23 protein-coding genes are annotated in these 26,828 nt (G+C 68.0%); 12 read left to right on the top strand and 11 right to left on the bottom strand.

The window, feature by feature from the left end:
- Positions 1-381: 381 nt before the first annotated feature.
- The 3 genes from C5E06_RS16650 (at position 382) to C5E06_RS16640 (ending at position 5,398) form a co-directional block, all read left to right on the top strand.
- Positions 382-1,932, top strand: a complete 1,551-nt coding sequence (locus C5E06_RS16650; RefSeq protein ID WP_104243525.1) for a LuxR family transcriptional regulator — start codon at positions 382-384, stop codon at positions 1,930-1,932.
- A 20-nt stretch (positions 1,933-1,952) separates the two neighbouring features.
- The gene (locus C5E06_RS16645; RefSeq protein ID WP_104243527.1) at positions 1,953-4,091 is read left to right on the top strand and encodes an FUSC family protein; all 2,139 of its coding nucleotides are present in this window, start codon (positions 1,953-1,955) and stop codon (positions 4,089-4,091) included.
- A 92-nt stretch (positions 4,092-4,183) separates the two neighbouring features.
- Positions 4,184-5,398: an MFS transporter gene (locus tag C5E06_RS16640; protein ID WP_104307603.1), complete on the top strand. Its 1,215-nt coding sequence runs from the start codon at positions 4,184-4,186 to the stop codon at positions 5,396-5,398.
- A 33-nt stretch (positions 5,399-5,431) separates the two neighbouring features.
- Here C5E06_RS16640 and C5E06_RS19520 read toward each other — a convergent pair whose 3' ends face one another.
- The 3 genes from C5E06_RS19520 to C5E06_RS16625 form a co-directional block, all read right to left on the bottom strand.
- Positions 5,432-6,328, bottom strand: a complete 897-nt coding sequence (locus tag C5E06_RS19520; protein ID WP_219819580.1) for an AraC family transcriptional regulator — start codon at positions 6,326-6,328, stop codon at positions 5,432-5,434.
- Between the two features lie 40 nt (positions 6,329-6,368).
- Entirely contained in the window at positions 6,369-6,869 is a 501-nt protein-coding gene (locus tag C5E06_RS16630; RefSeq protein ID WP_104307646.1) for a DUF1990 family protein, read from the bottom strand.
- A gap of 108 nt (positions 6,870-6,977) precedes the next feature.
- Positions 6,978-7,355, bottom strand: coding sequence for an ankyrin repeat domain-containing protein (locus C5E06_RS16625; protein WP_104307602.1), 378 nt, complete (start codon positions 7,353-7,355; stop codon positions 6,978-6,980).
- 41 nt (positions 7,356-7,396) lie between these two features.
- On the opposite strand from C5E06_RS16625, the gene C5E06_RS16620 reads away from it, so the two are divergent.
- On the top strand, positions 7,397-7,789 hold the full coding sequence (locus C5E06_RS16620; RefSeq protein ID WP_258063385.1) for an META domain-containing protein: 393 nt from the start codon (positions 7,397-7,399) through the stop codon (positions 7,787-7,789).
- A 108-nt stretch (positions 7,790-7,897) separates the two neighbouring features.
- On the top strand, positions 7,898-8,878 hold the full coding sequence (locus C5E06_RS16615) for a beta-ketoacyl-ACP synthase III (protein ID WP_104307645.1): 981 nt from the start codon (positions 7,898-7,900) through the stop codon (positions 8,876-8,878).
- Between the two features lie 113 nt (positions 8,879-8,991).
- On the opposite strand, the gene C5E06_RS16610 is transcribed toward C5E06_RS16615, so the two are convergent.
- From C5E06_RS16610 to chvE, 4 genes are all read right to left on the bottom strand, one after another.
- Entirely contained in the window at positions 8,992-10,143 is a 1,152-nt protein-coding gene (locus C5E06_RS16610) for an ROK family transcriptional regulator (RefSeq protein ID WP_104243534.1), read from the bottom strand.
- Positions 10,144-10,283: 140 nt separating this feature from the next.
- On the bottom strand, positions 10,284-11,438 hold the full coding sequence (gene mmsB, locus C5E06_RS16605; RefSeq protein WP_104243587.1) for a multiple monosaccharide ABC transporter permease: 1,155 nt from the start codon (positions 11,436-11,438) through the stop codon (positions 10,284-10,286).
- Between the two features lie 50 nt (positions 11,439-11,488).
- The gene (gene mmsA / locus C5E06_RS16600) at positions 11,489-13,003 is read right to left on the bottom strand and encodes a multiple monosaccharide ABC transporter ATP-binding protein (RefSeq protein ID WP_308471374.1); all 1,515 of its coding nucleotides are present in this window, start codon (positions 13,001-13,003) and stop codon (positions 11,489-11,491) included.
- Between the two features lie 162 nt (positions 13,004-13,165).
- A complete protein-coding gene (gene chvE / locus C5E06_RS16595) occupies positions 13,166-14,287 on the bottom strand; it encodes a multiple monosaccharide ABC transporter substrate-binding protein (protein ID WP_104300638.1) in 1,122 nt (373 codons plus the stop codon).
- A 221-nt stretch (positions 14,288-14,508) separates the two neighbouring features.
- Here chvE and xylA point away from each other — a divergent pair, with 221 nt between their 5' ends.
- Together xylA and C5E06_RS16585 are read left to right on the top strand one after the other, a co-directional pair.
- Positions 14,509-15,702 (top strand): xylose isomerase, encoded by a 1,194-nt coding sequence (xylA, locus tag C5E06_RS16590; RefSeq protein WP_104307601.1) that lies wholly within the window; start codon positions 14,509-14,511, stop codon positions 15,700-15,702.
- Between the two features lie 155 nt (positions 15,703-15,857).
- Positions 15,858-17,297 (top strand): xylulokinase, encoded by a 1,440-nt coding sequence (locus tag C5E06_RS16585; RefSeq protein WP_104307600.1) that lies wholly within the window; start codon positions 15,858-15,860, stop codon positions 17,295-17,297.
- A 141-nt stretch (positions 17,298-17,438) separates the two neighbouring features.
- On the opposite strand, the gene C5E06_RS16580 is transcribed toward C5E06_RS16585, so the two are convergent.
- Positions 17,439-17,852 (bottom strand): Hsp20/alpha crystallin family protein, encoded by a 414-nt coding sequence (locus C5E06_RS16580; protein ID WP_104243543.1) that lies wholly within the window; start codon positions 17,850-17,852, stop codon positions 17,439-17,441.
- A 196-nt stretch (positions 17,853-18,048) separates the two neighbouring features.
- Positions 18,049-18,981, bottom strand: coding sequence for a DNA-3-methyladenine glycosylase (locus C5E06_RS16575; RefSeq protein WP_104307599.1), 933 nt, complete (start codon positions 18,979-18,981; stop codon positions 18,049-18,051).
- A gap of 61 nt (positions 18,982-19,042) precedes the next feature.
- Here C5E06_RS16575 and C5E06_RS16570 point away from each other — a divergent pair, with 61 nt between their 5' ends.
- From C5E06_RS16570 to C5E06_RS16550, 5 genes are all read left to right on the top strand, one after another.
- Complete coding sequence (locus tag C5E06_RS16570; RefSeq protein ID WP_104307598.1) at positions 19,043-19,975, top strand: rhodanese-related sulfurtransferase; 933 nt, start codon at positions 19,043-19,045, stop codon at positions 19,973-19,975.
- Positions 19,976-20,349: 374 nt separating this feature from the next.
- Entirely contained in the window at positions 20,350-21,627 is a 1,278-nt protein-coding gene (locus C5E06_RS16565; RefSeq protein ID WP_104243549.1) for a branched-chain amino acid ABC transporter permease, read from the top strand.
- A 10-nt stretch (positions 21,628-21,637) separates the two neighbouring features.
- Entirely contained in the window at positions 21,638-22,618 is a 981-nt protein-coding gene (locus tag C5E06_RS16560) for a branched-chain amino acid ABC transporter permease (RefSeq protein ID WP_104300418.1), read from the top strand.
- On the top strand, positions 22,611-23,630 hold the full coding sequence (locus tag C5E06_RS16555; protein WP_181058078.1) for an ABC transporter ATP-binding protein: 1,020 nt from the start codon (positions 22,611-22,613) through the stop codon (positions 23,628-23,630). Before C5E06_RS16560 ends, C5E06_RS16555 begins: the two co-directional genes overlap by 8 nt.
- Entirely contained in the window at positions 23,627-24,433 is an 807-nt protein-coding gene (locus C5E06_RS16550; protein WP_104243553.1) for an ABC transporter ATP-binding protein, read from the top strand. Before C5E06_RS16555 ends, C5E06_RS16550 begins: the two co-directional genes overlap by 4 nt.
- Positions 24,434-24,861: 428 nt before the next feature.
- On the opposite strand, the gene C5E06_RS16545 is transcribed toward C5E06_RS16550, so the two are convergent.
- Positions 24,862-26,214, bottom strand: coding sequence for an ABC transporter substrate-binding protein (locus tag C5E06_RS16545; protein WP_104244143.1), 1,353 nt, complete (start codon positions 26,212-26,214; stop codon positions 24,862-24,864).
- Positions 26,215-26,324: 110 nt separating this feature from the next.
- Positions 26,325-26,801, bottom strand: coding sequence for a GNAT family N-acetyltransferase (locus C5E06_RS16540; protein ID WP_104307597.1), 477 nt, complete (start codon positions 26,799-26,801; stop codon positions 26,325-26,327).
- Positions 26,802-26,828: the final 27 nt, after the last annotated feature.

Raw genomic sequence — 26,828 nt, 5'->3', positions numbered from 1 at the left:
ATGCACCGCGACTGCCAACGAATTTCACCCGGTGCGTAACCTGAGATGTAACCCGACGCTTCACCCCGGGTTTCACCCCGCGATCCAAAGGTGCTCGCGACACCCCTCGTCGTGACACGCTCGAGGGTCGCGCGGCACGTTCATTTCAGGATAGGTTTCTTCGGACAAGATACCCCCCGACCCGTATCGAAAGTCGCCATCGAAGCTGACTTTCCGGGGATCACAGCCACCACACCCGTCCCCTCTCCCCACTTGGAGAGGGACGAAGAGACCCTTGAGCAGAAGGACGGTCGATCAATGAACACGTTTTTACCCTGAGACAACCACTTTCTCGCCGCACCACCAGAAACGACCCGCACTTCCCCCAGAGAATGGCGATTCATGACCGCAGCCACTGCCGCAGACTCCAAGCAGAAGCTCGACGCCGCATTGGAGACGGGAAACCCGCGCAAGATCGCACAGGCCGCGATGGCGCACATCTGGCCACTGTTCGACAAGCACTACCTGGATCTCATCCACGCTATAGAGAAGATCCCGCTGTCACTTCTCGAAAATTACCCGGTTCTTTGGATTCTTCACCGGGTAAATCCGGTTCTCGCCCATAAACGAACCCCGTTTAAACCGCACCTCAATGCGGAGACCGTCAAGAGCATGACCACAGACGAGGTCGACATGCTCACGCTCGCGCAGATGATCGCCTTCCGGTACAGCGGCGATGTGACCGCCGCACTCGCCTACGCTTCTCGCCTCGCCGACCGCATCAGGTCGCGGGGAACGGGGTTCCGCGAGCGGGCCGACGGGCCGCTGTGGTTCTACCACCAGCAGATCGGCTCGACGATGCTCGCCGCCGGAGAGACGGGTCCCGCGCTGACCGAGCTCGCCGCCTCAGCGGAGATCGGCCAGATCGCGGGCCGCCCGGACGCCAGGCGGCTCGCCCTCTCACGGGTCGCGCTCGCCCATGCGAAACGGGGATCGCTCGAGGAGGCGGAGCGAGTCCTCGCTGAACTCCCCCAGTTCCCCGAACCGTGCGCACCGTATAGCGAACCCACGCGCTTCGCGGAGAACACGGCAGCTGCCCTCATCGGCGTCGAGCGGATGATCGACGACATCGACCCCCTGCTCGCGAAGCTCGACTCGTTCGGCAGCCTGCAGGTGACCTGGCCATACGGGCTCCTCGCCCGAACGCGTTCCCTGCTCGCCCGCAAGCGACCGGACGAGGCGCTCGAGTGCGTGCACCTCGCCCGCGACGCACACACGGAGCAGCACGGCTCGCTCGCCATCGACGTCATGAATGCGGCGACCATCGACGCGCTGTGGGCACTCGGCTCGAAGAAGCAGGCGAGAGCAGCCGCCTTCCGAACCGAGCAGAAGGGGTTCCTCGAGACGAGCGCCGCCATCCGCCTCGCCATCGCCGACGACAAGCTCGACTTCGCCGAGACGCACCTGCGGCGTCTGTCCGAGCAGCGAACGCTCGCGCCCGCCCAGCACACGGAGCGCATCATCCTCTCCGCCTGGCTCTCCATCGCCAAGGCCGACTCGATCGATCCGACGACCGCCCAGCGCGTCGCGCACATCGTGCAGCGGGGCAACTCCCGACGCATCCTGAGCCAGATCCCGCAGGAGGTGCTCTCGAGCGTGAGGTGCGAGCTCGACGACTCCATGCACCCGACATTCGACGTCTCGGTGACCGGCATCACCCACGTGATGGTGCAGACGCGCCCCACCCTGACCACCAGCGAGCTCCGCGTGCTCACTGCACTCAAGCGAGAGCTGACCACCGCCGAGATCGCGGCGCAGTTGCACGTCTCCCCCAACACCATCAAGTCCCAGCTCAGGTCCGTATACCGGAAGCTCTCCTGCTCGAACCGTGCGGAGGCGATCCAGACGGGGCTCACCCTGCAGCTCATCTCCGTCGACGACGACAACCGCTGAGTTCAGCAGCGGGTGAGCTGATGCGCAAGACCCTCCGCCTGCTCCTCGCCGCTCGCGACCCTGCCCGGGCGCGACTCACCGCGGCCGCCGCCGTCTCGCTCGGGGTCCTCGCGAGCGCGCTCCTCACCAACCTGCTCATCGGGCAGCTCCACGCCGAGCGCTCGCTCCTGAGCGTCGGCATCTTCCTGTCGATCATGGCCGGCGCCTCGGTCAAGGATCGTTCGCCACGAGAACGCCTCGTCACGACGATGCTCCTCATTCCCGCCTCGGTGGCCGTGATCGCCCTCGCAGCACTCCTCGCCCCGAACCGGATCCTCGCGATCGGCGCCTTCATCCTCGTCAGCGGAGCCGCCGTCTGGGTGCGCCGCTACGGCGCCAGGGCCGGCTCGCTCGGCACCGTCACCTTCATGGGGTACTTCTTCGCGCTCCTCCTGAAGCCCACGCACGATCAGCTGCCGGCGCTGTGCCTGATCGCCCTCCTCGCCTGCACGACACAGCTCGTCGCGCGCGCCACCCTCCTCCTGCAGAGACCCAGGCGGCAGCTGCTGCTGCTGCTGCGAGAGCTGCGGGCTGCGTCGGAGTCGGCGCTCGACGCCGCCTCGCGACCCGGTCACCCCGGAACCCTGCGCCTGAGGCTCGCGCGCATCGACGCGACCAGCGAATCCATCGACGCGTGGCAGCGGAACTCGGACGCCGAGCTGCACGCAGACGGTGATCCGAAAACGCTCGGCGATCGGGTCCTCGACGCCCGCGTCGACATCCAAGAGCTCTGCTACTTGCTGGCCCGTCTCTCCGCGAGCGCCGCCGATCTGCCCGCCCGCCTCCACCGCGACCTCGCGCACCTCCGGACGGTGCTCGACGAGCGTGCTCCCGCGTGTGACATCAGCTCCGCCACCGAGTGGGCGACGGACATCATCGCGCATCGACCATCGCAACGCGGCACCCGTCTCGGGGCGACGTTCGCGAGCTACCTCATCGCCCGGAGCGTGCACGCGCACGCCCGACTGCGAGAGCTCACCATCGTCGGCGCGCCACCAGACCCGAAACCGAGCCCGGGCTCAGGCTCAGGCTCAGCACGGCCGCGTGTCTCGCTCGCCCCGAAGCAGGATCCGTGGACGCGCATGACGGTGCAGGCCATGGCCGCGGCATCGATCGCATCCATCGTCGGCGAGGCTATCTCCGCCTCGCACTGGTACTGGGCGGTCATCACCGCCTCCCTGATCTTCACCGGAACCACCACAAGAGGCGGCATCCTCACGCGCGCCTTCCGTCGGATCCTCGGCACCGCCATCGGCATCATCGTCGGCATCGCCGCGGTGGCCCTCGCCTCGGGGAACGTGAACGTGCTGAGCGCGATCTGCGTCCTCGGCGTCTTCGGGGCGCTCTACTTCGGGCCGCTCAACTCCCTCTACTCGGCGCTCTTCACCACGACCATCCTCGTCGCCCTGTACCGCCTACTCGGGAAGCTCGGCGCCGATGTCCTCGAGACTCGCCTCGAGGAGACCATCGCGGGCGGCGTCATCGGCGTGCTCTGCGCCTACCTCATCCTCTCGTCCAGCTCGAAACCGGCGCTCGAGGCGAAGGTGAACGCCTACCTGGACGCGTTGGAGGCGCTCCTCGGCAGACTGCTGGCGACCCCGGTGAACCCCGTCACGACCACCGCGCTCCGAACGGGACTTCGCACGCTGGAACTCGCGCAAGGCGACGTCGACACCGCCGTCTCCGGCATGTCCACGGCCTTCCTCGTCACCGGCCCGAGGAGAACAGGGAACGCCGTGCACCTCATGTACATCGCCACGAGATCCGCAGCTCGTCTCGTCCAGCTCGACGGCGATCTCGCCCGGCCGGACCCGCTGGTGGCCGCCGCGATCTCGAGGGTCGCCGCGCGCGCATCCGCCGCCCGCCACGCGCTGGCCGAGGCTCGCGGCCAGCCCGCGATCGACAGGGACGCCGACGACCACCAGTCGGTCAACGCTCTGCTGCAGGACCAAGCCAGCTCCTTCGACCCCAGATCACCATCCGGAGAAGCGCTGATCGCGCTGCTCCGGATGGACTGGACGCTCGCCCAGGTCATCGACGACAGCACGGCTGAGCTGCCCCTCGAGCGCGGTGGACGGAAGAGGAAGCCCGCGCTCAAGGTGTCCGTGCCACCCGTGTGACAGGGCGGCGACTCTGACGGCGGCGGACGATCGGTGCAACGAATCGGACGGACGGTCACACGCTCGATCGCGAGTTCGAGGATGCTTGGCACATGACCACAGGAACCATCCCCACCGTCGCTGCGACGCCGACTCCTCAGACGCAGACTCCCCCAAAGACGGCGTGGGCCGCCATCGCGGCCATGATGGCGACGAGCTTCGTCCTCGTCGTCGCCGAGTTCCTCCCACCGAGCCTCCTGCCGTCCATGGCCGCCTCCCTCGGCATCACGGAGGGGCAGGCCGGCCAGACCGTCACCGTGACCGCGTTCGTCGGGTTCCTCACGGCCCCCACGATCGGCATCCTCGTGCCGCGCCTCGACCGTCGCACCCTGCTCGTGGTGCTCGCCGGCGCCGCCGCACTCTCGAGCGCGGTCGTCGCCGTGGCCCCCGGGTTCGTGCTCCTGCTCATCGCCCGGCTCCTGCTCGGCGCGGCACTCGGCGCCTTCTGGGCCATGTCCATCGCCATCGCCGCGAGCCTCTCCCAGCCCAAGCACCTGGGCAGGGCCATCATGCTCGTCAACACGGGCACCACGGTCGCGACCGTCGCCGGCGTGCCGCTCGGCAGCTACCTAGGCACGATCATGGACTGGCGCCTCATCTTCGCGAGCGTCGCCATCGTGACCGTCGTCGTCGCGATCGCGCTGCGACTGGCCCTCCCGCACGTTCCCCCGACCGCATCGAGCGGCGGCTTCCGCTCGCTCGTGGAGACGCTCCGCGTCCCCGGCATCCGCGTGGGACTCACCGGACACATCCTCACCGTCCTCGGCCACTTCGTGGCCTTCACGTACATCCGTCTCGCCATCGACCGAGTGCCCGGACTCGACGGGGTCGGCGTCGCCGCGCTGCTCGTCGCCTTCGGCATCGGCGGTGTCATCGGCAACTTCGTCGTAGGCCTGCTCGTCGACCGGCACCTCGCCGTGCTCCGCTTCGCCGTGCCCCTGCTCATCGGCGTCTCGATCGGCATCGTGGCGCTCGCACCCGGCCAGATCTGGCTCGTCGCGGTCGCCGTCACCACGTGGGGCATCGGGTTCGGCGGCTGGCTCACGACACTGGGAACGTGGATGGGTCGCCTCGTCCCCGACCGCATGGAATCGGGTGGCGGGCTCTCGGTCGCCGGCTTCCAGCTCGCCATCACCCTCGGTGCCGGTGTCGGCGGCCTGCTCATCGACCTGATCGGCGTCACGCCCGCACTGGTCGTCGCGTCCGTATCGGCGATCGTCGGCGGCCTCATCTTCGGCAGCGCGCGCTTCCCCGGCCGCACCAGCTGAGCGGCTCGACTGCCCAGGTCGAGCGGATGCGCGTCAGGAGCTGGCGCGCATCCCGCGCTCCGACCGTGCTCTCGCCTCGGCACGCCAGCGTCCGGGCGTGGATCCCGTGTGCCGCTGGAACGCGCGGCTGAAGCCCGCCTGCGACTCGTAGCCGAGCCCGCTCGCGACCGCCCCGATCGTCAGCTCGCTCCGCAGGAGCAGTCCCTTGGCCGTCTCGATGCGCACGCGTGTCAGGTATCCGATGGGCGTCTCGCCGACGGACTCCTGGAACCGCGCGGCGAAGACCGAGCGCGACATCCGCGCGACGCGGGCGAGCTCGTCGAGCGTCCACGGGTCGCCCGGCTTCTGGTGGAGGGCCTCGAGGGCGGCCGCGAGCTGTGGCTCGGCGACGTCACGCAACCAGCCCGCAGGCGCGCATCCCGCCTCGTTCCAGGCACGGAGCGCCGTCGACACGATCGTCGTCGCGATGCGGCTGCAGATCACGGCGTCACCCGGCCGAGGGTGAGCGCCCCCGAGACTCCAGGCGCACGCCATGCCATCGATGAGCGCCACCATCGAGGGCTCCTGCGCGGCGAAGTCACGCACGATCAGGGAAGCCGGCAGCGCCTCGGCCGCGGTCTGCGCCTGTGGTGCCTCCTCGAAGCCGACGTCGATGAACTCGGCTTCGACGCTCGCGAGCACCGAGGACACGTGCCCCCTGGGGAAGAACACCAGGTCACCCGCCACGAGGTCGACGACCGGTGCCCCCAAGGCCGAGAGTCGGATGGCGCCGCGGAAGACGAACACGAACCCCGGACCGGCATGGCGGCGCACAACCGGCTCCCCAGCAGCGAGCTGGTGGCGGTGCGATCCGATGAGCGTCCACTCCAGGGTGGCAAGGGCGCGGTCGAACGCATCACTCGGGGGCGCCTGCAGCATCGTGGTCGTCACACTGAGTCGAACACCACGGACCCGGCGCTTGTTCCGCGCCTCACCGAAGCGCGCGCTCGTACCTCCGCCTCGCCACGATCTGCGCGGCCCGGAGGAACGGGAACAGCGTGCGCCAAGGTCCCGATGGCGCCGCTCGGGTCAGCGAGCGGATCGTGAACTCGACCCGAGCATCCACTCGGCGGACGATGAACGCCTCCTCGCCCTGCACGGGATGACCCGGCAGGGTCCGGTAGGCGAACCCCACCCTCGTCGGCTCGTCGACGACGGCCACGACCTCGACGGGCTCCTGGATGCGCACCCCACCCCACCCGGCGATGATCGTCGGGCGTGCCCCCACAACCGCACGGGCCCCGTCCGGGTGCACCTCGAACCCGCTGCGCGTCTTCACTCGCCAGACGAGCACGTCTGCCGCGGCCCGCTCCCACAGCGCATCCCCGTCGCCGAGGGCGACCGTCTTCTCGAAGCGTCGGAGCCGCCCAGCCTCAGGGCGCCACACGTCGAGGTGCGGTTGCGTGAGCGCCTGCGGAACGGACGTGGCCATGCCCCCAGCCTGGCATCCGGCTGACTCCTCGGCGAGCTCGAGTTCCGAAGCGCTCGGTTCCTGCACCGCAGGTCGCCCGCTGCCGGTTCCCGCTTCCAGTCGGGACGGTCAGTCCAGCAGGTGCTTCTGCCCGAACATCTCCGCGGTCGCGCGCGCAGTAGGCGTTCCCGCGTCGAGGTCCGCGCCCGCGTCCCGGAGCAGGCGCACGATCTCGTCCTCGCCCTTGAAGAGCGCCCCCGCGATGGGCGACTGATTCCGCGCGTTGCACAGGTCCACGTCGGCTCCGTGACGGATGAGCGCCTGAACGGCCCCCGCGTGGCCGCTGTACGCGGCGAGCATCAGCGCGGTGTTGCCGGCCGCATCCTGCAGGTCGACGGGCATGCCCTGGTCGATGAGATCCACCAGCGTCTTGCTGTCACCGCGGCGAGCACAGCCCATCGCGAGCCCCGTCAGCGTCTCGACTTGTTCTGGCGTCAGTTCGGGCATGGCAACAGGGTATCCGCCGCTCCGGTTTGACTCGCTACGATGTGGCCACCCCAAGCATCGGAGCCCTCGTGAAGACCATCGGCGTCAGCATCGCAGTCGCGGCAGCGACCCTCCTGTTCCTCAGCGGATGCGCGCAGACAGCCGCGTCGGCGGCCGGCACCTGGGGCACCCCCGACTCGAGCGGCCAGGGCGAACCCGGCCTGCGCCTCTCCGACGACGGCAGGGTGACGGGCAACGACGGCTGCAACCGGCTCATGGGCGACTGGAGCGAGACCGACGGGAAGATCGAGTTCGGAGCCCTCGCGTCGACGATGATGTTCTGCGAGGGTGTCGACACCTGGCTCGTCGGCGCCGCGTCGGCCTCGGTCGACGGCGACTCGCTCCTGATCTACAACGACGCCGGCGACGAGATCGGCACGCTCCCCCGAAGCTGACGCGCACCCCGGGCGCCCCCGTTCGATGCGGCAATCCGGGCGACGCGCACGCTCCGAATACCCCCACAGAGACCAGCACTGACCGGAGGGTAGGATTCTGCGTTGATCATGCTTTCCTTCCCCCAGCCTCAGCCAGTGCACTCGCGCATCGTCGGAGTCGGCTACGAGTCGCCGGAGCGCATCGTGACGAACGATGAGCTCTCGCAGACTCTCGACACGAGCGACGAGTGGATCACGTCACGCGTCGGCATCCGCGAGCGTCGACTTGCCGCAGACGGGCAGAGCGTCACCGACCTGGCCGCAGCGGCCGGCGTCAAGGCGCTCCTCTCCGCGGACGTGCAGGGCACGGACATCGACATGGTCATCGTCGCGACGATGACTGCCATGGACCGTTCGCCGTCGACGGCCGCGCAGGTCGCGACCCGCATCGGCGCGACGCACCCCGTCGCCTTCGACCTCAACGCGGCATGCGCGGGCTTCTCGCAGGCGCTCGCCGTCGCCGACCAGGCGATCAGCGCCGGCTCCGCGAGCCGCGCCCTCATCATCGGCGCCGAGCGCATGAGCGACTTCATGGACTGGACCGACCGCACCACCGCCATCCTCATGGCAGACGGCGCAGGCGCGGTCGTGCTCGAACGCAGCGAGACTCCCGGCGTCGCCCCCGTCGCGTGGGGTTCGCAGCCGGAGCTCGGCAACCTCGTGCGCATCCAGCAGCCGTCCGGCCGCTTCGAGCAGGAGGGCCGCAGCGTCTTCCGCTGGGCGATCACGCAGGCGCAGCACGTCGCGGTCGATGCGCTCGCGAAGGGCGGGGTGCGAGCGGACGAGCTCGTCGCGTTCGTCCCGCACCAGGCGAACCTGCGCATCATCGACGCCCTCGGCAAGCAGCTCGGCCTCGCCGACGACGTGGTCGCTCGCGACGTCGTCTACTCGGGAAACACCTCAGCCGCCTCCATCCCCATCGCCCTCGCCAAGCAGGTCGAGGCTGGCGTCGCCGAGCCCGGTGGCCCCGCCCTCCTGCTCGGCTTCGGCGGCGGCTTCTGCTACTCGGGTCAGGTCATCGCGTTCCCCGAGGTCCGCAACCCCGCGTAGCTCGCCAACGCGGCCCGCTGGACCCAGTCTGCGGATGGGAAATCCGCTTCCGGATGGAAAACAGACCATCCCGAAGCGGATTCCCCATCCTGAAACCGCGTCGGCAGCGGGCGCTAGCGGCGCAGGTGGGCGCGTTCGATGAGCGCCTGGAACTGCAGCTCGGCGGCGCCGATGAACAGCAGGTCGCTGCCGAGCCCGGCCCGCACCACCTCGACCTCGCCGTAGTTCGGGGCGAGCGTGTGCTCGGCGAGGATCTCGAGGAAGTAGTCGCGCTCGAGGTCAAGCAGCACGCCGAGGAACCCGCCGAGCACCACCCGCTCGGGGTTCAGGATGTTGATCATGTTGCGCACGCCGACGCTGAGCACCCCGAGCTGGCGGTGCGTCTCGAGCTTCACCGCCGGGTCGATGTTCTGCTGCAGCATCCGCTCCAGCTCGTCGTCGCTGGCGCTCTTCGTGCCGAGGGCGGCGAGCAATCGGCGCCTGCTGACGACTCGCTCGAGCTCGTCGTCGCCCGAGTTGCCGAGCGCCGCGGGAGTCGCCACGAGGTTGTGCCCGAACTCGCCCGCGTAGCCGGCGACGCCGTGCAGGAGTCTGTCGTCGGCGATGATGCCGCCGCCGATGCCGCTCGCGCCGCCGTTCATGTAGAGCATGTTGCTGATGCCGCGGCCAGCGCCGAAGATGTGCTCGGCGACCGCGCCGAGGTTGGCGTCGTTCGCGGCGAGCACCGGCAGGCCCGTGGCCTTCTGCAGCTGGTCGGCGAGCGGCACGTCGCGCCACTCGAAGTGGGGCACCCAGCGCACGAATCCGTCGGAGGCCCGGACGAGTCCTGGCACGGCGACGCCGATGCCGACGCACTCGTAGAGCGTGTCGAGGCTCTCGCTGAGCCCCTCGACGAGGGCCTTCACGATGGCGACGGCTTCCCTCGCGGTCGGCGGCTTCTCGGTTTCGAAGCGGATGCGCTTCAGCAGCTCGCCGCGGAAGCTGACGACGCCGACGTTGAGGGCATCTACCTCCGGCACTACCGCGACGGCGACGATCTTGTCGCAGACGCCGACGACGGGGCTCGGCCTGCCGACGAGATTCGTCGCGACGGGTTCGTGCTCCTCGACGATGCCGCGGTCGGCGAGCTCGGAGACGAGCGCGGCGATGGTGGAACGGTTGAGGCCGGTCTCGCGGGTCAGCTCCGCTCTGGACGCCTGCCCACCGCGGTGGAGGCGTTCGAGGATGAGGGAGAGGTTCGAAGAGGCGACACGATCGGTGGCCATGCCCGTCCTCTTTCTCTCGCTTGTCACGGCAATGCGTGTCTGGTTCTGGTTCTGCTTCTGCTTCTGCTTCCGGGCAGGCTGGCGCTCGGCCGAGCCGTTCCGTCGCCCGCGCTGGGTTCAGCGCGGGCGACGGAGATCGATCAGCTGCGTCCGCCTCGGCGCTTGCCGAGCACGTCGATCGCCACGGCGAGCAGCAGCACGAGGCCCTTGATGACCGACTGCCAGGCCGAGTCGACCGAGAGGATCGAGAGTCCCATGTTGAGGACACCCATGATCATCGCGCCGATGACTGCGCCGATAACCGTACCAACACCACCGGTCACGGCCGCGCCGCCGATGAACGCCGCCGCGATGGCGTCGAGCTCGTAGGTGTTGCCGGCTGAGGCGACGGCACCACCTGCGCGGGCCGTCGTCACGATGCCGGCGAGCGCCGCGAGCACACCCATGTTGACGAAGATGAGGAAGTTGACGCGCTCCGTGCGCACACCGCTCATCTTGGCCGCGAAGAGGTTGCCACCCATGGCGTAGACGTTCCGGCCGAAGACGGTGCGCTGCAGGATGAACGTGTAGAGCATGATCAGCACGGCCAGGATGATGAGGATGATCGGCAGGCCCTTGTGCGCCGAGAGCAGCCACGCGAACGCGAGGACTGCGATGGCGACGATCGCGAGCTTCGCGATGAGCGCAGCCCCGGGCTCGACGGGGAGGTCGAGCTTCTTGCGGCGTGCGCGGGTGCGGAGCTGGCTTCCGATGACGGCTGCGACGACGACAAGCGCGATGAGCATCGTGACGACGTCGTGTCCGCCGAGCATCGTGCCCATCGACTGCGGCAGCGAGCCCTTGCCGATGGCGACGAACTCGTCCGGCAGCGCGTTGATCGTTCCACCCGTGAGGAGCACGAGCGTGAGACCTCGGAAGAGCAGCATGCCCGCTAGCGTCACGATGAACGCCGGTATGCCCACGTAGGCGATCCAGAATCCCTGCCAGATGCCGATCACCGCCCCGGCCGCGAGGCCGATGAGCACCGCCGCGAACCACGGCAGCCCCCATTGGGTGATGGCGATGGCCGTGATGGCGCCCACGACGGCGACGACCGAGCCGACCGACAGGTCGATGTGGCCAGCGATGATGACGATGATCATGCCGACCGCGAGGATCAGCACGTACGCGTTCTGCTGGATGAGGTTGTTGATGTTCGCGGGCAGCAGGAGCTTCCCGCCGGTGAGGATCTGGAACAGGATGATGATGACGGCGAGTGCGCCGAGGATCCCGTATTGGCGGACGTCGACCGACATCCTCACTTTCCGGGTGCCTGCTTCGCTCGCGGCCTCGGTGTTCGTGGTGGTCACGACTCGTCCTTTCCAGCGGTCATGTACTGCATGAGCAGTTCCTGTGTTGCGTTCTCCTTGGAGACCTCGCCCGTGAGGCGTCCTTCGGAGATCGTGTAGATGCGGTCGGCGAGGCCGAGCAGCTCGGGGAGCTCGGAGGAGATCACGACGACCGCCCTGCCCTGCTCGACGAGCTTGTTGATGAGCCCGTAGATCTCGTACTTCGCGCCGACGTCGATGCCGCGGGTGGGCTCGTCGAGGAACAGCACGTCAGGGTCGGTCTGCAGCCACTTGCTGAGCACGACCTTCTGCTGATTGCCGCCGGAGAGCTTGCCCGTGGGCGTTGCGACGCTCGCCGTCTTGATGTTCATGGACTTGCGGTAGCCCTCGGCGACGCCGTTCTCCTTGATGCCGTCGACGATGCCCCAACGGGCGACCTTCTTCGCGGCGGCCGCGGAGATGTTGGCCTGGATGTCGCCGATGAGGTTGAGGCCGAGGTGCTTGCGATCCTCGGTGGTGTACGCCAGGCCGTTCTTGATGGATTCGTTGATCGTCTTCGTGGAGATCAGCTGTCCCGACTTGTACACCTCCCCAGAGATGTTCGTGCCGTAGCTGCGGCCGAAGATGCTCATGGCGAGCTCCGTGCGGCCTGCGCCCATGAGGCCGGCGAAGCCGATGATCTCGCCGGCGCGCACGTGGAACGACACGTCGTCGACGACCTTGCGGCTCGGGTCGGCCGGGTGGTGCACCGTCCAGTTCTCGACGCGCAGCTTCTCCTCCCCGATGACCGCCTCGCGGGGCGGGAACATGGAGGAGAGCTCGCGGCCGACCATGGCGCGGATGATCCGACCCTCGGTCGCATCCGGCTCGGTCATGTCGATCGAGTCGATCGTCGCCCCGTCGCGGATGATCGTGACGCGGTCTGCGATGCGCCGGATCTCCTTGAGCTTGTGGGAGATGATGATCGACGTGATGCCCTGCTCGCGCAGCTGCTCGATGAGGCCGAGCAGGTGCGCGGAGTCTTCGTCGTTGAGGGCCGCGGTCGGCTCATCGAGGATGAGCAGCTTCACGTCCTTCGACAGCGCCTTGGCGATCTCCACGAGCTGCTGCTTGCCGACGCCGATCTCGCGGATGACGGTTGCGGGGTTCTCGTTGAGGCCGACCCGCTTGAGCAGCTCCGCCGCACGGCGGTTGGTCTCGTCCCAGTCGATGACGCCGAAGCGCTGGATCTCGTTGCCGAGGAAGATGTTCTCCGCGATCGACAGGTAGGGGCTGAGGGCGAGCTCCTGGTGGATGATGACGATGCCGTCTTGCTCGCTGTCGTTGATGGTCTTGTACCGCACCTCGCGGCCATCGAACTCGATGGTCCCCTCGAAGGTGCCGTAGGGGTAGACGCCGCTCAGGACCTTCATGAGCGTCGACTTGCCCGCGCCGTTCTCGCCGCAGATGCCGTGCACCTCGCCGCGACGGACTTCGATGTCGACGCCCGCGAGGGCTCGCACACCGCTGAATTCCTTCACGATGTTCGACATCTTCAGGATTGTGTCGTCTTGCACCATTGCTCCGTCTCACTTTCCGAGCGTCACCGCTCGGCACTGCTGCGCCTCGAGGGCGCGAGCTGCAACAGAAGCGCGCTCGGGCTGGTGTGGGGGCACAGCCAGCCCGAGCGCGTTCAGTGTGGTGTCGGTGACTCGTTAGAGTCCGACGTCCGATGCCTTGAGGAAGCCACTGTCGATGAGCTTCTCCTGCACGGTGTCCTTCGTGACGACCTCGGGGTCGAGGAGGTACGAGGGGACGACCTTGACGCCGTTGTCGTAGCTCTCGGTGTCGTTGACCTCGACCTCGGTGCCCGCCTTGAGCGACTCGACCATGGCGAAGACCTGGTCGCCGAGGAGGCGGGTGTCCTTCCAGACCGTCATCGACTGCTTGTCGGCGAGGATGTTCGTGACCGATGCCTTGTCAGCGTCCTGACCCGTGAGGATGGGCCACTCGGAGCCGGGCGTGTAGCCGGCGGAGACGAGCGCCTCCGCGATGCCCTGGGCGAGGCTGTCGTTCGGCGAGAGGACGACGTCGACCTTCTTGTCGGCGTAGTTCGAGGCGAGACGGGTCTCCATCTCGTCCTGAGCGCCGGCGCTCTCCCAGCCCTGGATGCCGACCGAGGCCCAGTCGTCGTTCGATGCCGGCGACTTGCCGGAGCCGACGACGAGCTTGCCTTCGTCGATGTACGGCTTGAGGACGTCCCAGGCTCCGGAGAAGAAGAACTTGGCGTTGTTGTCGTCCGGGCTGCCGGCGAAGGGCTCGAGGTAGAACGGGCCGGGCTGGTTCTCGAGGTCCAGGCTGTCGACGATGTACTCGCCCTGGAGCTTGCCCACCGCGTAGTTGTCGAACGTCGCGTAGTAGTCGACGTTCTCCGTGTCGTTGATGAGGCGGTCGTAGGCGATGATCGTGACGCCTTCGTCAGCCGCATCCTGCAGCACCGGTGCGAGCACCGAGCCGTCGATGGCGGCGACGACGAGCACGTCGACTCCGGATGCGATCTGGTTCTGGATCTGCGAGATCTGCGTGTCCGGGTCGTTCTCGGCGTACTGCAGGTCGGTCGTGAAGCCGGCCTCGTCGAGCTTGCTCTGGAGCTGCGCTCCGTCGTTGATCCAGCGCTCGAGCTCGCGGGTGGGCATCGAGATGCCAACGCTCTCGACCTCGACTGCTGCTCCTGCTTCGCCGGTTGCTGCTGGGTCTGCTGGCGCGTCGCATGCGGTGAGACCGAGTGCGAGGCCTCCAACGACTGCGAGACCGAGCAACTTCTTCGTTGCTGACATGACGGTCATTTCCTCTCTGAAATGTGTTGCCCTAAGTTGTCGCGCCAAACATATACCCACTTGGGTCAGGTTGTGCAACCCCGTGTCAGATTCGTGACAAAACTGGCCCCAGGCGCCATCCGAACCCCGTCTCATCCGGAACTCGTGGTGGAAGTGACACAACGAAGTGCTATATGTTGCTCTCTGGAACTTATCAACGACGATACCTAGAACGGACTCCCATGTCTCTGACTCCCACCCCCGCAGACAAGTTCTCATTCGGTCTGTGGACCGTCGGCTACAACGGGACCGACCCGTTCGGCGGCCCGACGCGCGCCGACCTCGACGTCGTGCACGTCGTCGAGAAGCTCGCAGAAGCCGGCGCTTACGGCCTCACCTTCCACGACGACGACCTCTTCCCGTTCGGCTCGAGTGACGAGGTCCGCGACTCGCAGATCTCCCGCCTCCGTGGCGCACTGGATGCGACCGGGCTCGTGGTTCCCATGGTCACGACGAACCTCTTCTCCGCTCCCGTGTTCAAGGACGGCGGCTTCACCTCCAACGACCGCGACGTGCGCCGTTTCGCACTGCGCAAGGTGCTCCGCAACCTCGACCTCGCCGCGTCGCTCGGCGCCGAGACGTTCGTCATGTGGGGCGGCCGCGAGGGTGCGGAGTACGACTCCGCGAAGGACATCCGCCAGGCCCTCGAGCGCTACCGCGAGGCCGTCAACCTCCTCGGCGACTACGTCACCGACAAGGGCTACAACATCCGCTTCGCGATCGAGCCGAAGCCGAACGAGCCCCGCGGCGACATCCTGCTCCCCACGGTCGGCCACGCACTCGCCTTCATCGAGACCCTCGAGCGCCCGGAGCTCGTCGGCGTGAACCCCGAGGTCGGTCACGAGCAGATGGCCGGCCTCAACTTCGCGGCAGGCATCGCGCAGGCCCTCTACCAGGGCAAGCTCTTCCACATCGACCTCAACGGCCAGCGCGGCATCAAGTACGACCAGGACCTCGTGTTCGGCCACGGCGACCTGCAGAACGCGTTCGCGCTCGTCGACCTGCTCGAGAACGGCGGCCCCAACGGCGGCCAGACCTACACGGGCCCCCGCCACTTCGACTACAAGCCCTCGCGCACCGAGGACGAGACGGGCGTCTGGGAGTCGGCGGCAGCGAACATGCGCACCTACCTCCTCCTCAAGGAGCGCGCGGCGGCCTTCCGCGCCGACCCCGAGGTGCAGGAGACGCTCGCAGCTTCCCGCGTCGACGAGCTCTCCACGAACACGCTCGGCGACGGCGAGACCTACGACGACTTCCTCGCTGACCGCTCCGCCTTCGAGGACTTCGACGCCGACGCGTACTTCAACGGCAAGGGCTTCGGCTTCGTGCGCCTGCAGCAGCTCGCGCTCGAGCACCTCATGGGTGCACGCGGCTAGCCCACGTCCCACCGACTGACGGGTTCCCCCGTCCCCCGCACAGAGCTGTGGCGGATGCACTCACCACGCGCGTGCATCCGCCCCAGCTCTGTCGTGCATGCTCGACCAGCGCCTGAACCTCACCACCGCACTCGCCCTATAGAAAGCAGACCACCATGCTCGTCGCCGGCTTCGACTCGAGTACGCAGAGCTGCAAGCTCGTCATCCGCGATGCGGAGACGGGTGCGCTCGTCCGCCAGGGGCGCGCAGCTCACCTCCCCGGCACGGAGATCGACCCGGCGAACTGGTGGGCTGCCGTCCAGGGCGCGACCGAGGCCGCCGGCGGGCTCGACGATGTGGCGGCGATCTCCGTCGCCGGCCAGCAGCACGGCATGGTCGCCCTCGACGCCGAGGGCCGCGTCGTCCGCGACGCCCTCCTCTGGAACGACACCCGCAGCGCAGGCGCAGCACGAGACCTCATCGCCGAGTTCGGCCAGGATGCGCTCGTCGAGCGCACGGGACTCGTGCCCGTCGCCTCGTTCACGATCACGAAGCTGCGCTGGCTGCGGGATGCGGAACCCGAGAACGCGGCGCGCGTCGCGGCCGTCGCCCTCCCCCACGACTGGCTCACGTGGCGCCTCCTCGGCTACGGCCCAGCAGGCGAGAGCCCCCTCGGCCCGGACCTGACGAAGCTCACGACCGACCGCTCCGACGCGTCGGGGACCGGCTACTGGTCGCCGTTCACGCTCGACTACGACCGCGAGCTGCTCATCGCGGCGCTCGGCCACGACGCCATCCTGCCCCGTGTGCTCGGACCGGACGAGGTCGCTGGGAAGACACCGGCCGGCGCACTCGTCGCCGCGGGCGCCGGCGACAACGCTGGTGCGGCGCTCGGCCTCAACGCGCGTGCGGGCGACGTCGTCGTCTCGATCGGCACCTCAGGCACCGTCTTCTCCGTCGCCGACCGACCGGTGGTCGACCCCCGCGGTGGGCTCGCGGGGTTCGCGGACGCGACGGGAGCATTCCTTCCCCTGTCCGCGACCCTCAACGCCGCTCGGGTCATCGACACGACCGCCGAGGTGCTCGGCGTCGACCATGAGGAGTTCGGTCGGCTCGCCGCATCCGCACCCGCGGGCTCTGGTGGTCTCGCGTTTGTGCCGTACCTCGACGGCGAGCGCACCCCCGACCTGCCGGATGCGACCGCGTCGCTCCTCGGCATGACCCGCGGCTCGTTCACCCGCGAGAACCTCGCCAGGGCCGCAGTCGAGGGCATGCTCGGCAGCCTCGCGCAGGCACTCGACGCCCACCGTGCGCTCGGCGTCGAGGCGAAGCGAGTCATGCTCATCGGCGGCGCCGCGCTGAGCGAGGGCGTCCGCGCCGTCGCGCCGACGCTCTTCGACGTGCCCGTCGAGATCCCGGCACCGGGTGAGTACGTCGCCGACGGTGCAGCCCGCCAGGCCGCCTGGGTGGCGACCGGGACACGTCCGGACTGGCCCGTCGAGACCATCGCTCGCCTCGAGCCCGCCCCCGACGCGGCACTCCGCACCCGCTACGCGGCGGCCGCGAAGCTCGCCCGCGAGACCGAAGAGGCAGGAACGGGACTCCACGCCGCCTGACGCGAACGAAGGCGCGAGCGCGAGTCGAGGACGAGCACAGAGACCCACAGACCTACCGACGCAGTGAGGGGCAGCGCCAGTCGGCGCTGCCCCTCACTGCGTCACAGAGGTCACATCACGAAGCGGTGATCACCGGGCCGCTCAGGCCTGGATGGTCTCGACCTTCGTGCCGCTCTCGACCTCGATCTTGCGTGGCTTCGCGCGCTCGCTGACCGGCACGGTCACGGTCAGCACGCCGTGCTCGTAGCTCGCCGCGATGCGCTCGGTGTCGAGCCCCTGGCCGAGCGTGAACTGGCGGAGGTAGCTGCCGCCGTTGCGCTCACGGACGAGCCACTTGGCGCCCTCGGCGTTGACCGTGCTGCGCTCGGCGCGGATCGTCAGCTGCTGGCCGTCGAGGTCGACGTCGATCGAGCTCGGGTCGATGCCGGGCAGGTCAGCGGTGAGGATGTAGTGGTCGGCCTCGCGGTAGAGGTCGATGGGCATCGAACGCGGGCTGTTCGGTGCTCCCTGGAAAAGTCGTTCCATCTCCTGGAACGGATCGAAGACGCGTGCCATGTCGTTTTCCCTTCCTTGTACGCACGCTCGTCAGCGCGAGACGGTGCGGTGAACTTGAGTCGACTGGTGTCAACTTCCTTGAGCAGAAAATTAGCACTCTGCCCCATCGAGTGCCAGAAAGTTTGCTGAAAACCCCGTCAGCCGTGGGCGAACGCCTCTCGAAAAGGTCAGCGCACGTCGACGCCGGGCGCAGAGCTCAGTGGGAGCGGTGGTCTTGCACAGTCATACGGGGGCCGTGCTTCGGGCGCGGGTTGCCCGCGAGCTTGATGAGCCGCACGACCCGCTCGCGGTGTCCGCGCCACGGCTCGAGCAGCTCCCGCATGCCGTCGTCGTCGACGTCGCAGCCCGCGAGCGCCCACCCGACCATGTTGGGGATGTGGTAATCGCTGAAGCTCGGGGCGTCAGGGTCGCCATGCGAGCGCTGCACGGTCTCGTTGGCCGTCCACACGCCGACCCCCACGATCGAGCGAAGACGGCGGAGCGGCTCCTCCGACCCCGTCGGCAGGCCGCTCGTGCGCTCGAGTGCCGACGCGACCGTCGCCGAGCGGATCACCGTTCCGGACCGCGAGTAGTCGACGCCGGCCCGATGCCAGTCCCAGCTCGGAATGCGCCGCCACTGCTCCGGCGTGAGCGGCAGGCGCAGGTGCCGCGGCACGAGACCGGCCGGCCCTGGCGCCGCGTCGGCGTGGTCGCGGTGCAGGATGTCCCAAGCGCGATGCGCCTCGAGGCCCGTGATCTTCTGCTCGATGATCGCCGCGCTCAGCGCCTCGAACACCGCGCCCGACTTCGGGAGCCGCAGCCCCTCGTTCCGTCGCCGCACATCCGCCAGCTCCGGCAGGGCGTCGAGGCAGAGCTCGCTCCAGTCGTCGTCGCGGCCCAGCAGCGTGGGAGCCTCGTCGACCGCGATCTCGGCGGCCGCACCCCACGACACGACCCGCACCCCCTCCCGGGCTTGGCGGAACACCGTGGTCGCGCCTCCCGCCAGCGTGTGGGACGTGCGCCACACGTCCCGCGACACCGGATGCACCCAGCACGTCGGATCTCGCCTGCCCCGCATGAGGGGAGACAGGGTCTGCTGCACATCGACCGGTGACGCCGGCCGATAGAGCGACATGACCCGATCTGGCATGCGGCAAGGGTACGCAGACCCACGGACATTCGGCGTGAGCCCCTCACCTAAAATCGTCCTCATGGCTGTCCCCAAGATCGTGCTCTACTACGCCTTCGCGCCCCTCGCCGACCCGGAGGCGATCCGCCTCTGGCAGCGCGACCTCGCGGCGTCCCTGGGGCTGCGTGGGCGCATCCTGATCTCCAAGGACGGCATCAACGGCACCCTCGGCGGCGAGCTGAACGCGCTCAAGCGCTACGTGCGCACCACCCGGGAGTACGCGGCCTTCAAGGACGCCGACTACAAGTGGTCGGAGGGCACCGGCCTCGACGAGCAGGGACAGAGCCTCGACTTCCCACGCCTCAGCGTCAAGGTGCGCGACGAGATCGTCAGCTTCGGGGCGCCGGGCGAGCTCGAGGTCGACGAGCACGGCGTCAAGGGCGGCGGCACCCACCTCGCGCCGGATGAGCTGCACGCACTCGTCGAATCGCGCGAAGAGATCGTCTTCTTCGACGGCCGCAACGCGATCGAGGCGCAGATCGGCCGCTTCGAGGGCGCCATCGTTCCGGAGACCGGAACCACCCGCGACTTCATCGCCGAGCTCGAATCGGGCAAGTACGACGACCTCAAGTCGAAGCCCGTCGTCACCTACTGCACGGGAGGCGTGCGCTGCGAGGTCCTCTCAGCGCTCATGCTCAAGCGCGGCTTCAGCGAGGTGTACCAGCTCGACGGCGGCATCGTCCGATACGCGGAGCAGTTCGGCAACGAGGGGCTCTGGAAGGGCTCCCTCGCGGTCTTCGACGCTCGCGAGCACCTCGAGTTCGGCCCCGACACCGACGTCCTCGGCCGCTGCCGCGAATGCGAGAGGCCCACGCACCGCACCCAGAACTGCAGCGACCCCTCCTGCAGGGAACGCTTCGTCGCCTGTGCGGACTGCGGCGAGCGCGCACTCCACTGTCCCGAGCACACGCCCGCGGGCCTCAGTGCCGCGGCGGGGGCACCATCCGGTCGGTGACACGCCGGAGACGAAAGACATCTTCACAAATCGGAGATCTTGGATGTGGCGGCACACTGTGCCGTGCTGAGGCACCACAATTGTGGTGACGTAGAACAAAATTGCGCGCTGAGGCTCCTGGCTGCGAGCAGAGCCTCTTCCGCACGGCTATCGTGTGTAGCGGCAGTGAAACATTGCCGATACAAACCATCCGTAGATTCGCAGAGTGGCGAATCCTCGCTTGCAGAAATAGCAGTTCCAGAATCTCGTTCAGTCGTCGTGCCCAGCCCGACTCGCACTGGAGGTACTCCGTGCCCCTTCTCCCCAGTCCGCTCACGCCAGCCGGTTCGCGCTCAGCGACCGCCCGGCGTTCCCGGCTCACCCGAACCCACCGAATGCTCGCAGCACTCGCGATGTCGCTCTTCGCGTTCCTCGGCGTCTTCGCGATGGCCGGCCCCGCGAACGCGGCAGCCGACCCCGTCGATGAGGAGTCGCCGTACTCGATCAGCGGCATCCTCAACTACGAGGGAGAACCCGTCGCGGGCGTCTCGCTCACCGTCGACGGCGACGGCTACTCCGAGACGGTGGAGTCGGGTGAAGACGGCCGCTGGCGCGTGCCCGTCCCAGGCCCAGGCAACTACACGGTCACGCTCGACACGGAGACCCTGCCAGACGGCATCGACCTGCGGAACGAGGACGGCGCCACCGCAGAGGTCACCGAGGACGAATGGTCGACGACCAACGTCGGACGCCTCTTCGCACTCGGAGAGGACACGAGGCAGAGCAGCAACTTCGGCTCGCAGCTCATCGAGCGCCTCGTCGCCGGCCTCAACTTCGGCCTCCTCATCGCGCTCGGCGCGATCGGCATCACCCTCATCTTCGGCACCACCGGGCTGAACAACTTCTCCCACGGCGAGCTCGTCACCTTCGGCGGACTCATGGCCTGGCTCTTCGCCGTCGTCATGGGGCTCAACATCTTCGTCGCCATCATCGTCGTCGTGATCCTCGGCGCCGCCTTCGGCTGGCTCCAGGATGCGACCCTCTGGAAGCCGCTCCGCAAGCGCGGCGTGCGCCTCGTCCCGGCGATGATCGTGAGCATCGGCCTCGGCCTCGCACTCCGCTACCTCTACCAGTTCTTCTTCGGCGGGGCGATCCTCCCGATGAGCTCGGTGGGCCTCAGCGGAGCCGTGGAGTTCGGCCCCGTGCGCATCACGACGGGCTCGCTCCTCAGCATGGGCATCTCGATCGTCACGCTCCTCCTCGTGGCCCTGTTCCTGACGCGCACCCGCGTCGGCAAGGCCACACGAGCCGTGTCCGACAACCCGTCGCTCGCAAGCGCATCCGGCATCAACGTCGACCGCATCATCCGCATCGTGTGGACCACGGCAGGTGGCCTCGCCGCCCTCGCCGGCGTCATGCTCGCCCTCTACCGCCAATCCTCGTGGGACATGGGCTTCCAGGTGCTCCTGCTGATGTTCGCCGCCGTCACCCTCGGTGGCCTCGGCTCCGCCTACGGCGCCCTCGTCGGCTCGCTCGTCGTCGGCATCTTCGTCGAGCTCTCGACCCTCTTCATCCCCGCCGACCTCAAGTACGCGGCGGCGCTCCTCATCCTCATCCTGGTCCTGCTCGTCAGGCCCCAGGGCATTCTCGGCCGCCGCGAGCGAGTCGGCTAGGAGACGAACCATGGACTGGTCAAACATCCTGAGCAACGCCATCGGCGAGCTCCTCAGCCCCACCACCGCTGCCTACGCGCTCGCCGCGATCGGCCTCGGCATCCACTTCGGCTACACCGGCCTCCTCAACTTCGGCCAGGCCGCGTACATGCTGCTCGGCGCGTACGCGTTCGCGATCCCGACGATCAGCCTCGGCTGGCCCATCTGGGCCGCCGTGCTGTGCGTCATCGTCGTCTCGATCGTCTTCTCGTTCATCCTCGGCGTCCCGACGCTGCGGCTGCGCGCCGACTACCTGGCCATCGTCACGATCGCCTCCGCCGAGATCCTGCGGTACATCGTGACGACAACCGGCCTCACCCCCGTGACGGGCGCGGCCAACGGCCTGAACGGCTTCAAGGGAACCTTCGCGGCCATCAACCCGATCCCCGACGGCACCTACGGCTTCGGCCCCTTCACCTACAACGCCTACGACTGGTGGACCCGCATCGTCGGCTGGGGCCTCGTCATCCTCGCGACCCTCCTCGTGTGGGCGCTCATGCGCAGCCCGTGGGGTCGCGTCGTCCGCGGCATCCGCGAAGACGAGGACGCCGTGCGCAGCCTCGGCAAGAACGTCTTCGCCTACAAGATGCAGGCCCTCATCACGGGTGGCCTCCTCGGCTCCCTCGCCGGCATCATCTTCATCCTGCCGAGAGCCGTGCAACCCGCGAACTACACGACGGGTCTCACGTTCTTCATCTGGACGATCATGCTGCTCGGAGGAGCCGCGACGATCTTCGGGCCCATCGTGGGAGCGATGATCTTCTGGGTCGTGCTCTCGCTCACGCAGGGCATCCTGTACGGCGCGATCGAATCGGGCGCGATCACCTTCCTCTCGACGACGCAGGCGGGCCAGCTGCGCTTCATCATCGTCGGAATCGCGCTCATGCTGCTGGTGGTCTTCAGACCCCAGGGCATCTTCGGAAACAAGAAGGAGCTGAGCTTCAGTGCCTGAGCAGACGAGCCCCCCAACGGGCATCCTCCCCACCCACGAGTTCGTCGACGGCAAGGTCGGCCCCGGCTGCAAGAAGGTCGACCCGATCGTCATCGCCGACGGCGTCACCCGCCAGTTCGGCGGCAACACGGCCGTGGATGTGCAGCACCTCGAGATCCCGCGCGGCAAGATCACGGCGCTCATCGGCCCCAACGGCGCCGGCAAGACCACCATGTTCAACCTGCTGACGGGCTTCGACAAGCCCAACACGGGCACGTGGTCGTTCGACGGCACCTCCCTTGCCAACGTGCCCGCCTTCAAGGTGGCCCGCTCCGGCATGGTCCGCACCTTCCAGCTCACGAAGTCCCTCGGACGCATGACGGTGCTCGACAACATGCTCCTCGGCGCCGACCAGCAGGGCGGCGAGGGCATGCTGCGCGCGCTGTTCAAGCCGCTCTGGCGCGACCGCGAGAAGGAGATCACCGAGAAGGCCGACGAGCTCCTCGCCCGCTTCAAGCTCGACGCGAAGCGCGAGGACTACGCGGCGTCCCTCTCCGGCGGACAGCGCAAGCTCCTCGAGATGGCCCGCGCCCTCATGAGCAGCCCGAAGCTCATCATGCTCGACGAGCCCATGGCCGGCGTCAACCCGGCCCTCGTGCAGTCGCTCCTCGGCCACGTCAAGGAGCTCAAGAACGACGGCACCACGGTGCTGTTCGTCGAGCACGACATGCACATGGTCACGAACATCTCCGACTGGGTCGTCGTCATGGCCGAAGGCCAGATCGTCGCGGAGGGCCCGCCTGAGACGGTCATGAAGGACCAGGCCGTGATCGACGCCTACCTCGGCGCGCACCACGACCAGGACCTCGGCGACCTCGACATCCAGGAGCTGGAAGTCGAGCGCATCGCCGAGGAGCAGGGCGTCGAAGCGGCGGCCGAGTACGAGGCCGAAGTGCTCGGGACGACCACGATCGCCGAGGAGATCGCCGAGACGAAGCCCGGGACCGAGACGACGGAGAGTGACAGCAAATGAGCGAGACGACGCCAAACGCATCCGGTTCTGCGACAGCGACGACCCCCAGAAGCGACGCTGTGCTGTCGACGATCGACCTCGTCGGCGGCTACCTGCCCGGCGTGAACATCCTCAACGGATGCTCGATCGACGCCTACCCCGGCGAGCTCATCGGCATCATCGGGCCCAATGGCGCCGGCAAGTCGACGGTGCTCAAGGCCATCTTCGGGCAGATCAAGATCCGCGGCGGCAGCGTCATGCTGAAGGGCGAGGACATCACGGGCCTGCGCGCCGACAAGCTCGTCGCCAAGGGCGTCGGGCTCGTGCCGCAGAACAACAACGTCTTCCCGTCGCTCACGATCGAGGAGAACCTCGAGATGGGGCTCTTCCTGCGGCCCAAGGTCTTCAACGAGCGGTTCGAGTTCGTCGCCGACCTCTTCCCCGAGCTCGGGAAGCGCCGCAAGCAGCGCGCGAGCTCCCTCTCCGGCGGTGAGCGGCAGATGGTCGCCATGGCGCGGGCCCTCATGATGGACCCGTCGGTGCTGCTCCTCGACGAGCCGTCGGCAGGCCTCTCCCCGGTCCGTCAGGACGAGACGTTCCTGCGTGTGCGCCAGATCAACCGTGCCGGCGTCTCCGTCATCATGGTCGAGCAGAACGCGCGCCGCTGCCTGCAGATCTGCGACCGCGCCTACGTGCTCGACCAGGGCAAGGACGCGTACACGGGCACCGGACGCGAGCTGCTCAACGACCCGAAGGTCATCGCCCTCTACCTCGGCACGCTCGCGGCCGACGAACAGGCGAAGGACGGCGACGCGGCCCACTAGCCGCGAGCATCCGCCCCGGCCCCCGGCCCGGCGCCCCCGCGAAGGCGAAGCCGAAGCCGATCACTGCCCGGCGTTTCGCCCCCTGCCAGACTGCGCAGGGGGCGAAACGCCGGGCAGTGTTGGTTGCCCTCGCGGGCAGCGATGCTCGGGCAGCGGGGGGCCTCCCCACGCCCAGGTTCTGCAGAAGGCTCCCCTCCCCGGAGGGAGGTAAACGCTGCCCGGCGTTTCCCCCGCTGCGACGGCCCGCAGAGGGGGAAACGTCGGGCAGCGTTGGCTGCTTGCGGGGGGTGCAGGGGGGAGGGAGAGGACGGCATCGGGGCGGGCGGATGCTCGGCTCGGGCATGCGATAGGGCCAAGCCCAGCCCCGCCAGGGCACACAAAAGGGCCCGGGATGCGTGCATCCCGGGCCCTTCGGTCAGCGGGTCAGCTTAGAGCTGGCCAGCCTCTTCTCCGATGTTGGAGTAGGTGTTGCCGTTGCCGTACTGGTAGATGCCGATCGTTGCCTCTGACGGGTCGCCGTTCTCGTCGAACGAGATCGGTCCGGAGACGCCGTCGTAGTCGATGTCGGTTCCAGCTTCGAGGAGCGCGACGCAGTCGGCGTAGGTGGTGCACTTCTCACCCTCTACGGAGACCTTCTGCATGTTGTCCTTGATCGTCGCCGGGTCAGCGGCACCGCCGGCCTGTGCGGCGAGGGCTGCCAGGATGACCGCGTCGTACGACTCAGCGCCGTACGTGAAGTCCTTCAGGTCCGGGTCGATACCGAGCAGCTGGGCGCGGAAGTCGTCGGAGGCGACGACACCGGGGATGGTGCCCTTGGCGCAGTTCAGCGTGCCCTCTTCGAAGTCAGCGGAGTAGTCGGCCATGTTGCCGTCGACCATGTAGAGCTTGTCGGCGGGGAAGCCCTTGGTGCCGATGAGCTGCGGAACGATGGTCGCCGTCTGGTCGAACGCGACGAGCGCGATCGCGTCGGGGTCGGCGGCCGTGACGGCGTCGATCTGCGCGGAGAACTGGCTGTCGCCCTCGTTGAAGGCTTCAGACGCGACGACCTCGCCGCCAGCAGCCTCGACTGCTGTGGTGATGCTCTCGGAGAGGCCCGAGCCGTAGGCGTCATTCAGGTAGATGATGCCGACGGATGCGTTGCCGTCGTTGACGATCGTGTTTCCGTTGACGCGTCCCTGGAGGATGTCCGAGGGGGCCGTGCGGAAGTAGAAGCCGTTGTCGGCGTAGGTGGAGAACTCGGCCGAGGTGTTCGCCGGCGAGATCTGCACGACGCCTGCACCGGTGATCTGGTCGATGACCGTCATCGAGACGCCCGAGGATGCCGCGCCGACGATGGCGGACACGTTCTGGCTCAGCAGGTCGGTGACCGACTGCGTCGCGATGTCGGTCGACGTGTCGCCCGAGTCACGGTGGACGACGGTGATGTTCCCGCCGAGCACACCGGACGGCGAGGCGTTGATCTCGGCGACTGCGAGGTCGACACCCGCGATCTCGGGCGGGCCGAGGAAGGCGAGGGTTCCAGTCTGCGGAAGCAGCGAGCCGATCTTGAGCGCCTCGGAGCGCTCCTGAGCGGTCGGTGCGTCGACGGGCGTGACGTCGGCTACGGATGCAGCCGTGTCGGGCCCACAGACGGCAGCGGCAGCATCGCCCTCCGCATCTGGACTGCCACCTTCGGTCGTCGACGAACACGCAGCCAGCATGAAGACGCCGACGCTCATGGCGGCGATTCCTGTGGTGATGCGCAACTTCCTGGAGGGAGACGACTTGGCAAAGTTACTCATGGTGCTCCTTTATACGTAAGCAGAGAGCGAGCGCCGCGCAGCGGCGCCCGGATCTCAAGCTAGCCGCGGCACTGCGACTAACTGATTCATGCTTGTTACGAGCGAGTAAATCATGAGTCAGGGCTCGATGTGTATTTCACCATCGGCACGTGGGGAATGTCGTCCTCCATGAAGTTCTCACCGCATCGTTCGAACCCGAATCTCGCGTACCAGGATTCGAGGTGGGCCTGCCCGTTGAGGGAGGTCGAGAGGCCTTCACTCTCGGCGATCTCGACGAGGTGGCGGATGATCTGAGCCGAGTATCCGAGGCCGCGGGAGCTCTCGGCCGTCACGACCCTGCCGATGGGGCGTGACAGGTGCGTCGGCAGGTGCTCGTCCGGCCAGCCGATGGGGAGGAGTCTCGCGTAGCTGTGCGGGTAGAGGGGGTCCTCGCCGATGAACGCATGCAGGGTGCCGTCGGCGAAGTCGGCCGTGTCCGGGTCGAGGTACACGCAGTCCTGCTCGACGACGAAGATGCTCGAGCGCAGGTGCAGGATGCCCCAGAGCTCGGCGGCACTGAGTTCGGTGAAGGTGCGGACCGTGATCATGCCAGCCAGTCTTGCAGAGCGGCAGAG

Origin of the sequence: Pseudoclavibacter sp. RFBI5 (genome assembly GCF_002931395.1) — a bacterium.
In the GTDB taxonomy this organism is placed as follows: domain Bacteria; phylum Actinomycetota; class Actinomycetes; order Actinomycetales; family Microbacteriaceae; genus Pseudoclavibacter.
This window is presented reverse-complemented; position numbering and strand designations above follow the sequence as displayed.

Coding starts and splice junctions, on each gene's coding strand:
- C5E06_RS16650 (WP_104243525.1), top strand. CDS start 382: ATGACCGCAGCCACTGCCGCAGACTCCAAGCAGAAGCTCGACGCCGCA.
- C5E06_RS16645 (WP_104243527.1), top strand. CDS start 1,953: ATGCGCAAGACCCTCCGCCTGCTCCTCGCCGCTCGCGACCCTGCCCGG.
- C5E06_RS16640 (WP_104307603.1), top strand. CDS start 4,184: ATGACCACAGGAACCATCCCCACCGTCGCTGCGACGCCGACTCCTCAG.
- C5E06_RS16630 (WP_104307646.1), bottom strand. CDS start 6,869: ATGGCCACGTCCGTTCCGCAGGCGCTCACGCAACCGCACCTCGACGTG.
- C5E06_RS16625 (WP_104307602.1), bottom strand. CDS start 7,355: ATGCCCGAACTGACGCCAGAACAAGTCGAGACGCTGACGGGGCTCGCG.
- C5E06_RS16615 (WP_104307645.1), top strand. CDS start 7,898: ATGCTTTCCTTCCCCCAGCCTCAGCCAGTGCACTCGCGCATCGTCGGA.
- C5E06_RS16610 (WP_104243534.1), bottom strand. CDS start 10,143: ATGGCCACCGATCGTGTCGCCTCTTCGAACCTCTCCCTCATCCTCGAA.
- mmsB (WP_104243587.1), bottom strand. CDS start 11,438: ATGTCGGTCGACGTCCGCCAATACGGGATCCTCGGCGCACTCGCCGTC.
- mmsA (WP_308471374.1), bottom strand. CDS start 13,003: ATGTCGAACATCGTGAAGGAATTCAGCGGTGTGCGAGCCCTCGCGGGC.
- chvE (WP_104300638.1), bottom strand. CDS start 14,287: ATGTCAGCAACGAAGAAGTTGCTCGGTCTCGCAGTCGTTGGAGGCCTC.
- xylA (WP_104307601.1), top strand. CDS start 14,509: ATGTCTCTGACTCCCACCCCCGCAGACAAGTTCTCATTCGGTCTGTGG.
- C5E06_RS16585 (WP_104307600.1), top strand. CDS start 15,858: ATGCTCGTCGCCGGCTTCGACTCGAGTACGCAGAGCTGCAAGCTCGTC.
- C5E06_RS16580 (WP_104243543.1), bottom strand. CDS start 17,852: ATGGCACGCGTCTTCGATCCGTTCCAGGAGATGGAACGACTTTTCCAG.
- C5E06_RS16575 (WP_104307599.1), bottom strand. CDS start 18,981: ATGCCAGATCGGGTCATGTCGCTCTATCGGCCGGCGTCACCGGTCGAT.
- C5E06_RS16570 (WP_104307598.1), top strand. CDS start 19,043: ATGGCTGTCCCCAAGATCGTGCTCTACTACGCCTTCGCGCCCCTCGCC.
- C5E06_RS16565 (WP_104243549.1), top strand. CDS start 20,350: ATGCTCGCAGCACTCGCGATGTCGCTCTTCGCGTTCCTCGGCGTCTTC.
- C5E06_RS16560 (WP_104300418.1), top strand. CDS start 21,638: ATGGACTGGTCAAACATCCTGAGCAACGCCATCGGCGAGCTCCTCAGC.
- C5E06_RS16550 (WP_104243553.1), top strand. CDS start 23,627: ATGAGCGAGACGACGCCAAACGCATCCGGTTCTGCGACAGCGACGACC.
- C5E06_RS16545 (WP_104244143.1), bottom strand. CDS start 26,214: ATGAGTAACTTTGCCAAGTCGTCTCCCTCCAGGAAGTTGCGCATCACC.
- C5E06_RS16540 (WP_104307597.1), bottom strand. CDS start 26,801: ATGATCACGGTCCGCACCTTCACCGAACTCAGTGCCGCCGAGCTCTGG.